The sequence below is a fragment of the Phaeobacter sp. LSS9 genome, assembly GCF_003443595.1.
Classification (GTDB): Bacteria; Pseudomonadota; Alphaproteobacteria; order Rhodobacterales; family Rhodobacteraceae; genus Phaeobacter; species Phaeobacter piscinae.
Window position 1 is genome coordinate 1206534 of the sequence record NZ_CP031956.1, and the last position, 12032, is coordinate 1218565.

General features: G+C 62.3%; 10 protein-coding genes. 5 read left to right on the forward strand and 5 right to left on the reverse strand.

What is annotated here, in order from left to right; all coding sequences use genetic code 11:
- The first annotated feature begins 229 nt into the window (after positions 1 to 229).
- From D1820_RS05770 to tpiA, 4 genes are all read left to right on the forward strand, one after another.
- Positions 230 to 592: an SUF system Fe-S cluster assembly protein gene (locus D1820_RS05770; protein WP_118068180.1), complete on the forward strand. Its 363-nt coding sequence runs from the start codon at positions 230 to 232 to the stop codon at positions 590 to 592.
- Between the two features lie 343 nt (positions 593 to 935).
- On the forward strand, positions 936 to 2195 hold the full coding sequence (locus D1820_RS05775) for a glycerophosphodiester phosphodiesterase family protein (RefSeq protein ID WP_118068181.1): 1260 nt from the start codon (positions 936 to 938) through the stop codon (positions 2193 to 2195).
- 69 nt (positions 2196 to 2264) lie between these two features.
- Positions 2265 to 2624: an iron-sulfur cluster assembly accessory protein gene (locus tag D1820_RS05780; protein WP_118068182.1), complete on the forward strand. Its 360-nt coding sequence runs from the start codon at positions 2265 to 2267 to the stop codon at positions 2622 to 2624.
- A 263-nt stretch (positions 2625 to 2887) separates the two neighbouring features.
- Entirely contained in the window at positions 2888 to 3640 is a 753-nt protein-coding gene (tpiA, locus tag D1820_RS05785; protein ID WP_040179940.1) for a triose-phosphate isomerase, read from the forward strand.
- 204 nt (positions 3641 to 3844) lie between these two features.
- On the opposite strand, the gene D1820_RS05790 is transcribed toward tpiA, so the two are convergent.
- The 5 genes from D1820_RS05790 to D1820_RS05810 form a co-directional block, all read right to left on the reverse strand.
- Entirely contained in the window at positions 3845 to 5248 is a 1404-nt protein-coding gene (locus tag D1820_RS05790) for a TRAP transporter large permease (RefSeq protein WP_118068183.1), read from the reverse strand.
- Positions 5248 to 5925, reverse strand: coding sequence for a TRAP transporter small permease (locus D1820_RS05795; protein ID WP_040170569.1), 678 nt, complete (start codon positions 5923 to 5925; stop codon positions 5248 to 5250). The genes D1820_RS05790 and D1820_RS05795 overlap by 1 nt, the downstream gene beginning before the upstream one ends.
- A gap of 108 nt (positions 5926 to 6033) precedes the next feature.
- Complete coding sequence (locus D1820_RS05800) at positions 6034 to 7035, reverse strand: DctP family TRAP transporter solute-binding subunit (protein ID WP_118068184.1); 1002 nt, start codon at positions 7033 to 7035, stop codon at positions 6034 to 6036.
- Positions 7036 to 7730: 695 nt separating this feature from the next.
- On the reverse strand, positions 7731 to 8966 hold the full coding sequence (locus tag D1820_RS05805; protein ID WP_118068185.1) for a sigma-54 dependent transcriptional regulator: 1236 nt from the start codon (positions 8964 to 8966) through the stop codon (positions 7731 to 7733).
- Positions 8963 to 10765: an ATP-binding protein gene (locus D1820_RS05810; protein WP_118068186.1), complete on the reverse strand. Its 1803-nt coding sequence runs from the start codon at positions 10763 to 10765 to the stop codon at positions 8963 to 8965. The genes D1820_RS05805 and D1820_RS05810 overlap by 4 nt, the downstream gene beginning before the upstream one ends.
- A 61-nt stretch (positions 10766 to 10826) precedes the next feature.
- Here D1820_RS05810 and D1820_RS05815 point away from each other — a divergent pair, with 61 nt between their 5' ends.
- Entirely contained in the window at positions 10827 to 12011 is a 1185-nt protein-coding gene (locus D1820_RS05815) for a cytochrome P450 (protein WP_096871652.1), read from the forward strand.
- Positions 12012 to 12032: the final 21 nt, after the last annotated feature.

Genomic DNA, 12032 nt, shown 5'->3' on the forward strand with positions numbered 1-12032 from the left:
GATACCCAGTCTGATGCACAGCGCGACGGAGAAGAACGCCGCTGACACCGTCAGCAGGTCGATCCCTCATGAGTCGCAAGAAATGTTACGATATAACATTTCACTACCCTACTGCAAGATCCCCCCGCCACGCCTGCGACGCTTGATCACAAACCGCGTGCGATCCGCCACTGGACCCTCGCGCCCGGCTTCCCTATATAAACAGTCAGGAAACGAACCGAGGCCCTTAATGACCAACGCATCCGAACCATTGGAAGGCACACCGCTGATCGCCCCCTCCTCTGTCAGCCATGAACTGTACGAGCCGGTGGTGGACGCGTGCCGGTCTGTTTATGACCCTGAAATCCCTGTGAATATCTATGAGCTGGGCCTGATCTACACCATCGACATCACGGCGGAGAATGATGTGAAGATCATCATGACGCTCACCGCCCCCGGCTGCCCGGTCGCCGGTGAGATGCCGGGCTGGATCGTTGATGCGGTCTCTCCCATCCCCGGCGTCAAAAGCGTCGATGTCGAACTCACCTGGGAGCCACCCTGGGGTATGGACATGATGTCGGATGAGGCGCGGCTCGAACTGGGCTTCATGTAGCCGCATCGGCGGATGGCAGGGCCTGACCCTCGCCTGACCCGATCCTGTTCCAACAGACAGAACGCGGCACGGCCCCTCGCCTGCCGCGTTTTTCGTGACCCGCTGCACGGTGCAGGCGCAGGCACAGCCACCGGGCGCGCGCAGCCTAAGCGGGGCCGCACGCAGGCTGACGTCGCGCTCGACCGTGTCAAACCGCGCGCCCCCTCTTGCCCCGGAGAGGCAAGCCCCCGTAACATCCGAGATATAAACCGCTGCGGGGCATCCGCAGCCGCTCTTGGTGCGCCCCACGGAAGACTGTCGCACCCCCCCCAAGGGCGCCCCCAAATGATTTGGAGTTTCCCTATTGTCCCGCATATCCCCCTTCTGCGCGCGCCTGATCTCCCTTGCTCTTGCCGCGCCCCTATGTGCCAGCGCCGCCGCCGCGGACACCTCGCCTGCGGACTCCATCGCACTCAGCTACGGTCCGCGCCCGGCCTATCTGGTGGATGCCCTACCCGACGGCGCGCTGAAAACAAAACTGCAATCCTGTGCCGGGCAGGCACCTCAGCGCAGCGATTTTTCCATCGCCCACCGAGGCGCGCCGCTGATGTTTCCCGAACATACGGTTGAGGGCAATCGCGCCGCCGCCACCATGGGCGCCGGGATCATGGAATGCGATGTGACCTTCACCAGCGATCTGGAACTGGTCTGCCGCCACTCGCAGAACGATTTGCACACCACCACAGATATCCTCACCAGCGACCTAGCCGACCGCTGCACCCAGTCCTTTGCCCCGGCCACCGCCGATACCCCCGCAAACGCCGAATGCCGCACCAGCGATCTGACGCTGGCAGAGCTGATGACGTTGCACCCGAAAATGGACAGCCGTGACCCCACCGCCACCAGTGCCGCCGCCTTTCAGGGCGGCCTCGCCCCCTGGCGCAGCAGCCTGCATCAGGACGGCACAACGCTGCTCAGCCATGCCGACAGCATCGCGTTGTTCCGCAACCTCGGCGCAAAGTTCACCCCCGAGCTGAAGGCCCCAACCGTCGCCATGCCCTTCAACGGGATGACGCAGGAGGCTTATGCGCAGAAACTGATCGACGCTTATGTCACCGCCGGGATCCCCGCCAGCGATGTCTGGGTACAAAGCTTCGACCTCAGCGATATCAAATACTGGCTCACCCAGACGCCCGAATTTGGCCGTCAGGCCGTCTACCTTGATGCTCGCTTTGCCCGCCATGACGAGGATGAAGGCCAGGTCGATCCGATGGATCCCGCAACCTTCCGCCCCTCCATGCAGGAGTTGAAGGAGATGGGGCTCAACTATATCGCGCCGCCGATCTGGATGCTGCTGACACTGGAAGATGGCCGCATGGTCCCCTCTCCCTATGCCAAGGCCGCGCGTGCCGCCGATCTCAATATCATCACCTGGACCCTGGAACGCTCCGGCCCGCTGAAAAACGGCGGTGGCTGGTATTTCCAATCGGTCGCAGCTGCGGTGCAATCAGATGCCGCCACTTATCAGGTGCTTGACGTGCTGGCGCAGGATGTGGGGGTTGTCGGGGTATTCTCCGACTGGCCCGCAACCGTGACCTATTACGCCAATTGCATGGGGCTGTGACCGCAGCCCCTTGAGCCTGCGCCGCGCCCCCCCTAGATTAAGGGGTAACGCGCGATAGTGGAGACAGACATGTTCGGCATTCCCGGCAAACAAGCGGTGACCATCACCGATAAGGCAGCGGCCCAGATTGCCAAGCTGATGGACAAGGGCGGCCATTCCGGCCTGCGCATCGGCGTAAAGAAGGGCGGCTGCGCCGGCATGGAATATACCATGGAATATGTCGATCAGCCCGATCCCAACGACGAAGTGGTTGAACAGGATGGTGCCCGGGTGCTGATCGCGCCGATGGCACAGATGTTCCTTTTCGGCACCGAGATCGACTATGAGGTCTCGCTGCTGGAGGCCGGGTTCAAGTTCAACAACCCCAATGTCTCCGATGCCTGCGGCTGCGGGGAATCGATCAGCTTCAAGGATATGCCCGCAGGCTGATCTGCAACACAGCGCCCGGTCATCTCGCCGAGATTGCAACCAATGGCGCAGACCACAGCAGAAAAGAGGCAGCCATCTGCCTCTTTTTTTGCGCCCGGTTATCGGCGCACTTCGGTATTGTTCAACATGTGACGACCGCTGTCATTCGGTGAACAGGCGAATTGTTCCCTATTCCGAACAATGTTAGGACAGTCCCAGCAGCAAGCTGCCGCGCGCCAAAAGGTGACCGCAGGCAGCACCAGACGATTGAGGGAGATACGCAGATGCGTCGGAAACTGGCCGCAGGCAATTGGAAAATGAACGGCACCGCAAGTGCGCTGACCGAGCTGGGCAATCTTGCCTATAGCTGTAAATCCGCCAAGGCCGAGGTGCTGATCTGCCCGCCTGCAACCCTGCTCTACCGCGCGGCCAATGTCTGCGTCGACAGCAAGGTGGACATTGGTGCCCAGGATTGCCACAGCGCTACCTATGGTGCCCATACTGGCGATCTGAGCGCCGAAATGCTGCATGATGCGGGCGCCACCGCCGTGATCCTCGGCCATTCCGAACGCCGGGCCGACCATGGCGAGAGCGATGAAACGGTCCGCGCGAAGGCCAAGACCGCCATCGCTGCGGGGCTGACGGCGATCATCTGTGTGGGTGAAACCCTTGAGGATCGCGAGGCGGGCAAAACACTTGATGTGGTCCGAGCGCAACTGGCAGGCTCCCTGCCCGATGACACCAGCGGCACAACCGTCGTGGTCGCCTATGAACCGGTCTGGGCCATCGGTACCGGCAAGGTGCCCACAGTCGAACAGATCGCCGAAGTCCACAACGACCTGCGCGCCAGCCTGGTCAAACGCTTCGGCGGCGAGACCGCAAACGCCATCCGGCTGCTCTATGGCGGCTCGGTGAAGGCCAGCAACGCCAAGGAAATTTTCGCTGTGGCCCATGTCGATGGCGCGCTGGTTGGCGGCGCCAGCCTGAAGGCAGCAGATTTTGCCCCCATCGTCGCGGCCCTCGACGCCAGCGCATAAATGCACCTCACGGCGCAGCCTCCGGCGGGAGTATTTGGGGAAAGATGACAGCCCCCCTTTGCGCCCGCCGTCACCTTTCAAAAAATACTCTGGGGTGACTGCGCGCCAGCGCAGAGGGGCAAAGCCCCTGACTTAACGCCAGACAGAAAAAGGCCCGGGACTTGCGCCCGGGCCTTTTCATATTCTGAGGGGCGTTGCCGCCCGCTATTTGGTTATGATCTCCGGCCCCATCACCGCATTCGGCAGCACGGTTGAGATCCACGGAATATAGGTGATCATAATCAGGAACACGAAGAGCACCGCGAGGAACGGCAACGCAGCCCGCACCACCGCCATCATCGGCATTCCCGCAACCCCGGAGGTAACAAAGAGGTTCAGACCAACCGGCGGGGTGATCATGCCGATTTCCATGTTCACCACCATGATGATGCCCAGGTGGATCGGGTCGATGCCCAGTTCGATGGCAATCGGGAACACCAGCGGCGCCACGATCACCAACAGCCCCGACGGCTCCATGAATTGCCCCCCGATCAGCAGGATCACATTGACCACGATCAGGAACATCACAGGGCCAAAGCCCGCCGACAGCATCGCCGTGGCAATCTGCTGCGGCACCTGCTCATCGGTCAGCACATGTTTCAGGATCAGCGCATTGGCGATCACGAACAAGAGCGTCACGGTCAGCTTGCCCGCTTCAAACAGCGCGTGGCGCGTATCGGCGTGAAAGAAGGATGGGATGAAATAAACCACCGTCTGTCCCAGCATCTTGGGCAGCATGGACAGGAATTGCCCCATATCCTTGGGTTTGGGCGTAGATTTCAACGGCCCCATATCGCGGTAGACAAAGGTCGCCACAAAGAAGGCATAGACCGACGCCACCGCCGCGGCCTCTGTCGGGGTGAAAATCCCGCCATAGATGCCCCCCAGAATGATGCCAATCAGCAGCAGACCAACCGAGGCATTGCCAGCCGAGGCGGCAACCTCACCCCAGCCCAGCCATTCGCCCTTGGGCAGGTTCTTGACCTTGGCCATCACATAGATGGTGACCATCAGCATCAGGCCCGCCATCAACCCCGGAATAACGCCTGCGAGGAACATCCGCCCGACGGAAACCTCAACCGCCGCAGCATAGACCACCATCACGATGGACGGCGGGATCAGGATGCCCAGCGTGCCTGCGTTACAGATCACGCCGGCGGCGAATTCCTTGGAGTAGCCCACCTGCCGCATCCCCGCGATCACGATGGAGCCAATGGCAACCACGGTGGCCGGGGAGGACCCGGACAGGGCTGCAAACAACATACAGGCAAAGACGCCGGCAATCGCCAGACCACCCGGCAGATGGCCGACACAAGCGATGGAAAAGCGGATGATCCGCCGTGCCACACCGCCCGTCGTCATGAAGCTGGAGGCCAGAATGAAGAAGGGGATCGCCAGCAGAGTGAAATGCCCTTCAAAGGCTTCAAACAGCGTGCCCGCAACCGAGGCCAGCGAGCTGTCGGAATAGATTAGCAGGAACAATGTCGAGCTGAGGCCAAGCGCCACCGCAATCGGAACCCCGATCAGCAACAGCCCAATGACCATGGAAAACAATAGGACGACATCCATCAGTCGTGCTCCCCGCGCTGCGCCTGCACTTCGGCGATTTCATCTTCGACCTCATGGCTGGCCACCAGCCGGTCCACGTCACCGCGCAGAATTTGCAGACCCGCCTGCACAAACCGCAGCACCATCAGCAGCATCGACAGCGGCAGCACCACATAGGGCACCACCTTGGGCAGTTTCTCGTAGGAATCGCCGTAGTTGATCAAATCTTCCAGAAACCCAAAGAGCGCCACCATCGGCACATCCTGCACCTCGTAGAAACTCTGGCTCCGCGCCTTCATGTCGAAACCGGTGGGAAACCAGCGCCCGGAGGTGGGCGGCAGATCGGCAAAGACCGCCCAATAATCATAGGCGCCCTTCAGCAGCAGCAGCGAGAACACCAGACAGCAGCCGACCGAGATCAGCCCGATCACCCGGCGCGCACCCGGCGACACCATATTGAGGATCGCATCCACCCCCAGGTGGGCATGGACCTTCACCGCATAAGATGCGCCCAGCAGCACCAGCCAGGCGAACAGGAACACCGTCAGCTCCAGCGCCCATAGAATGTTGGAATTAAACACAAATCGCGCCACCACATTGGCAAATGTGATCAGGGTCATCAGCCCCAGAAGCAGCGCAATCAGCGTCTCTTCGAGTGTATTGATAAGCCCGGTCGGGCCAGGTTTTGCCCCCGCCATATCGCTCTCCCTCGATGTTTGGATAATGGGATACCGGCGCGGATGGCGCACCGTGCAAATTGGGGCGGCGCGTCGTCGCGCCTGCCCCGGATCTTCAGGCCGCAGCCCTTACATGCCCGCGTTGATCGCCTGGGCTGCGTCGATCATGTCCTGACCCACGTCGCCTGCGAACTGCTCCCAGACTGGCTTCATCGCCTCAACCCAGGCCGCACGCTGCTCAGGTGACAGTTCCCGCACAACGCCACCGGCATCGATGATCGCCTGACGGGCTTCGCCATTCACCTTGGTGGATTCCGAGTTCCGCGTCGCAGTGACCTCACCCAGGATGGTCAGGAACTGTTCACGCACCGCCGGATCCAGGCTGTCGAGCCAGTCCACCGAGGTCACCACCAAATAGTCCAGCGCGCCATGGTTGGTCTCAGTGACACCGTCCTGCACCTCGAAGAACTTCTTGCCGTAGATGTTGGACCAGGTGTTTTCCTGACCATCTACAACGCCCTGCTGCAGCGCGCCGTAAACTTCGGAGAAGGCCATTTTCTGCGGGCTGCCGCCGATCGCTTCCATCTGCGCCACCAGCACGTCCGAGGACTGCACGCGGAATTTCAGACCATTGGCATCGGACGGGTTGATCAGCGGCTTGTTGGCTGACATCTGCTTCATGCCATTGTGCCAGTAGGCCAACCCCTGCAGGCCACGGCGCTGCATGGAATCCAGCATCGCCTGACCGTTATCGGACCCTTGGAAGGCATCGACCGCATCAATGTTCTTGAACATGAACGGCAGATCAAACAGGCGGAATTGCTTGGTGAACTTCTCAAATTTCGACAGCGAGGGCGCGGCCAGCTGCACGTCGCCCTGCAGCATCGCTTCCAGCACTTTGTTGTCATTATACAGCGTGGAGTTCGGATAGACCTCCAGACACATGGTGCCGTTCATCTCTTCATTGATGCGCTTTTCCAGCAGCGAGGCAGCGATCCCCTTGGGATGCTTGTCGGTGTTGGTCACATGGCTGAACTTGACGACAATCTCACCGTCATCGCAGGCCGCCATTGCGGTCCCTGCACTCATGGTCAGCGCCACAGCGGTGGCAGCAGCAGTTACAAATTTCATGTCTTTCCTCCCGGAATTTCTCCATAGCCTCCGCCCAGGCGAAGGCCCCAGACGCAGCATCACGGGCAAAGTGGCCTTGCTCAAGCCTTTGTTACCCATCAAAAATAGGTATCATTTATCGTTAAAAAACAAATTATTACACAGTGACATTCACCTTATATGCTGGTGTGTCAGATTTTATGTGCGATTTTCCGCACAGGGTGATCGTTGGCCTGTGCGGAAATCCGCACACCCTGTTAGCGCCTGACAGTTCCTCAGGCGGAATCAACCCCCGTCACCTTTCTTCAAATACTCACATCCCGCCGCACGCGACCGGCCCCGACGCCGATACAGACATCGACATCGACACCGACCTGGGCCGTTGCACAGGCGGCGCACGGTGATCTCGCGTTCGCTTAACCCGGATCTGCCAGATTGGGCATGTCGCGACACTCGGGCCGCCTGACACGCAGCCCACCCATCCGGGGCATCTGGCATATGCCCCGGCAGGAGATCGGCCCGCCCCCGGATATCCTCCGCAGGCCGGGCGTTCAAATGACCGAAGTTGACGAAAAGGTCGACGAACATGGGGCCGGCTGACATCCGGTGCCCATCCCCCTCCGCCCTGCCCCCTTGCAGGGCGCCCGGCGGCGCCGCCACCTTACTGCCCCGCGCCCTCCCCTAAGACGCGGACCAGAACAGACACCAGACCGCCCTCAGCGGCGATAATCTTCGGGCCGGATGCCATAGCGAGCCAGCTTGTCATAAAACGTCTTGCGCGGCAGCTTCAGGGCTTTGGCCGCGGCAGAGGCATTGCCGTTCTGCCGTCCCAGTGCTGCAATGAGCAGGGACCGCTCCACCTGCGCCAACTGCTCCGCCAGCCCCAGCTCCGCCGATTGCGCGGCCTCCTCCGGCATCCCCAGCACAAACCGCATCGCCGCCGACATCAGCGAGCGCGCATTGCCGGGCCAATCCTGCGCCATCAGCGCCGCAAGATGGTCCTGCGAAATGTCCGGCGCAGCAATGCCTGCCTGCTCTGCGGCCTGAGCGACATAGTGGCTAAACAGCACGGGAATATCCTCGGGCCGTTCGGACAGCGCCGGAATGCGCACCCGCATCACGTCAAGCCGGTAGAAAAGATCGGCCAGAAACCGCCCCTCTGCCGCCGCCTCTGCCAGATCCGCGACTGAGCCGACCAGAACCCGCGCCTCCAGCGCCTGCTCCTGTTCCAGCGCTTCCAACATGGCATATTGCGTCTCGCTTGGCAGGGCGGCGATTTCATCCAGATACAGCGATCCGCCCGCCGCCGCGCGGCACAGATCCGCAAACCCATCCGGGCTGAGCCCTGCCGCCGGGCGTTTCACAAACGGGCCCTGCCCGCGCGGTGACATCAGGTGAATGACCTCCGCCACCTTGGAAATTCCGCCCCCCGGCGCGCCGGTCACCAGCACCTCTGCCCCGGTTGCGGCCACCGCACGCGCTCGCGCACGCAGCTCCTCCATCTGCGGCGAGGTGCCAAATATCATCCGCGCCGCCGGATCGCCGCTTTCCAGCCGCGACTTCAGCGCCCGGTTTTCCCGCACCAGCGCCCGCGTCTTCAGCGCCCGGCGCACCACCGCCATCAGATCCACGCTGGCGCAGGGTTTCTCAAGGAAATCAAACGCCCCTTCGGCCATTGCCTGCACCGCCATCGGGATATCCCCCTCGCCAGTCAGCAGGATCACCGGCAGATCAGCGTCCACCTCGCGCACATAGCGCAGCAGATGAAACCCGTCGCGTCCCGGCATCCGCATATCGGACAGGATCACCCCGTCAAAATCACGCGTGATCAAATCCTTGGCTGCCACAAAGGACCCCACCGTGATGGCATCACACTCCGCCAGCTCCAGCGTCTGGCCCAATGCGGCCCGCACGGCCGCATCATCATCCACCACCAAAACCCGATTGGTCATGCCACCTCATCCTGTTGCTGCGTGTCAGTGCCGCCCTGCGCCCTCCAGCGGTCCAGTTCCACCGTGAACTCTGCGCCATCACCGGTGTTGACCCCGCGGATATGGCCACCAAAGCTTTGCACCAACCCGTAGGAGATCGACAGCCCCAGCCCCATACCCTCGGAACTGCCCACCGCCTTGGTCGAGTAGAAAGGGTCAAAGATCTTTTCCGGCTCCTTCAGGCCGGGGCCGATGTCGCGCACACTCACCGCAAGCCGCGCGCCTGCATCCGTGCCTCCCTCACCCTCGCGTGTCTCAATCGCAATCCGTATCTCGCGCTGCTCCTGCTCCAGCATTGCATCTGCGGCATTGTTGATCAGGTTCACAAACACCTGCGACAGGCGCACCTCGCCGCCCCAGGCAAAGACCGGCTCCGCAGGTGGCTGCCAGATTAGATCGACCCGATCCTGCCGCAGGCGGGGTTCGGTCAGCTCAATCGCGGAGGCAATCACCTGCCCCAGATCCACCCGCCCCATCGGCTCGCTCTCGTTGCGGGCAAAGGCGCGCAGGTTCTTGATGATCCGCGCCATCCGCCCCGCCATCTGCGAAATCCGGCCAAGGTTCTCCCCCGCCCGCTCCGGCTTGCCGCGCGCCACAAAGGCCTCGCCGTTTTCGGCATATTGCTGGATCGCCATCAAGGGCTGGTTCAGCTCATGACTGATCCCCGCCGACATCTGCCCCAGCGCCGACAATTTGCCCGCCTGCACCAGATCCTGCTGCGCGCGCTTCAGCGCCGCCTCGGCCTCTTGGCGTTCCTGCACCTCGCGGGTGAGCCGCATATTGGTGGCCGACAAGGCCCGCGTGCGTGCCGCAACCCGGCTTTCCAGCACCGTATTCGCCTCCGCCAGCGTGCGCCTGCGTTCAAGCGCCAGGGCCAGCATCGCCCCAAGCGCCAGCACAATCGCCGCCATCGCTGCCGCCTGCAGCCCCGCCAGCCTCCGGGCCGGGGCCACGTCCACCAAGATCTCCCCCACCATGCCGATCTGCGGCAGGTTCACCGCCTGATGCAGCGCCCGCTCCGGCAGATAGGGCGACCAGCGCAGATCCCAGATCTCATGCGGACCCTCCAGCCAGGCCCGAAGCGCCACCTGCCGCCCATCCGGCGGCGACAGCCCCGGTCCTTCCGCGCTGCGCTGCCAGAACAACAATTCCCGCCGGTTGGCAATGAACACCTCGCCGCCGCGATTGGTGAAAAACACCGCAGGCAGCGACCCGCGCCAGGTCTGCTCCACATCCTCGACATCGGCGACCACCACCAAGGCACCGCGCACCCGACCATCCACATCGAAGTCCGGTGCCGCATAGATATAGGCGCGCCGCCCATCCGGTTGCAGTACCCCGTAGCCAGTGCCCAGCGCCCCCTGCATCGCCCGGTGGAAATAGCTGCTCTGGGTCACATCGCGCCCCATCACCCCTTCAGCGGCGACCACCACCCGGCCCGCCCGGTCGACAAAGAACACATCCAGCGCCGCTGTCTTGTCGGCCACCTCGCGCAACAGCCCCTGCGCCGCCACCCGCGCCTCGGCCCGGTCCAAACGCTTCAGCGTCGGGTGATCGGCCATCAAAACCGCCAGCTCCTGATAGACCTGCAACTGCGTGGTCACCCGGTCCGACGCCAGCGCCAGATCCGCCGCGCTGCGTTCGGCAAGCGAATCAAGCGCTTGGCGGTAGCCCAACCGATAGACACCGCCCGCAACAGCCGCCACCGCCCCCAGAAGAAGCGCCAGAATGATCCACCGATGTGTGTGAAATTGCGTCATTGGCCGCACAGTAGCAAAGCCCCCCTTGCATTGACCAGCCGCCTTGGCAAAAGCTGCGCGGATGAAGACATTGACCCAATCCCCCACCGATCCCGATTTTGTCCAATCGCCCTACGGATTTTACGCCGAGGCCCGCGCGATGGGACATCTGCATCATTGGCAGGACTACAATATGGTTGCGGCCTTTTCGCACCCCGCTGTGCATACCCTGCTGCGCGACCGCCGTTTTGGCCGCGAAATCCCGCCAGAGATGGCCCGCGAAAGCCCGGCCCATCTCGCCCCCTTCCTGCAGGTTGAGGCGCATTCGCTCCTGGATGCAGAGCCACCCCGCCACACCCGCCTGCGTCGGCTTGTGTTGCGCGCCTTCACCAGCCGCGAGATCAAGGCGCTGGCGCCGGGGCTCGAAACGCTCTGCCATGAGTTGATCGATGCCTTTCCCACGGATGCGCCCTTTGATCTCCTGACCACCTATTGCACGCAGGTGCCGGTGATCGCGATTTGTCGCCTCTTGGGCGTGCCCACCGCGATGGCGCCGCAGCTCTTGGACTGGTCGCACAAGATGGTGGCGATGTATCAGGCCTCCAAAACGGTCGAGACCGAACATGCCGCCGCCCGCGCCAGCCAGGACTTCATCGACTTCCTGACAACCTATGTGGACGAGCGCCGCAAAACCCCGGGTGAGGATCTGATCACCCGCCTCATTCAAGCCGAGGAAGACGGCGAGAGCCTCTCCACCGATGAGCTGATCGGCACCTGTATCCTGTTGCTCAATGCCGGCCATGAGGCCACGGTGCATTCGCTGGGCAATGGCGTGAAAACCATGCTGCAACAGGGCTGGGACCAAAGCTGGCTTGCCCCTGACGGCATCGACGGTCTGGTGGAGGAAATCCTGCGCTACGACCCGCCGCTGCATATGTTCACCCGCTACGCCTACGAGGAGATCGAGCTGTTCGGTCATACCTTCCAGCGCGGCGATGAAGTGGCACTGCTGCTGGCCGCTGCCAACCGCGACCCGGAAATGCTGGAGGATCCCGAACGCTTTGATCCCACGCGCCCAGCCAAAGTGAACACCTCCTTTGGGGCGGGCCTGCATTTCTGCGTCGGCGCGCCGCTGGCGCGGATGGAAATGCAGATCGCCCTGCCGATCCTGTTTGAACGCTGCCCGGACCTGAAACTGGCCGCCGCGCCGGAATACAACAACACCTACCACTTCCACGGGCTGACCCGTCTCATGGTCACGGTCTAACGCACCCTGCGGCGGGCCACC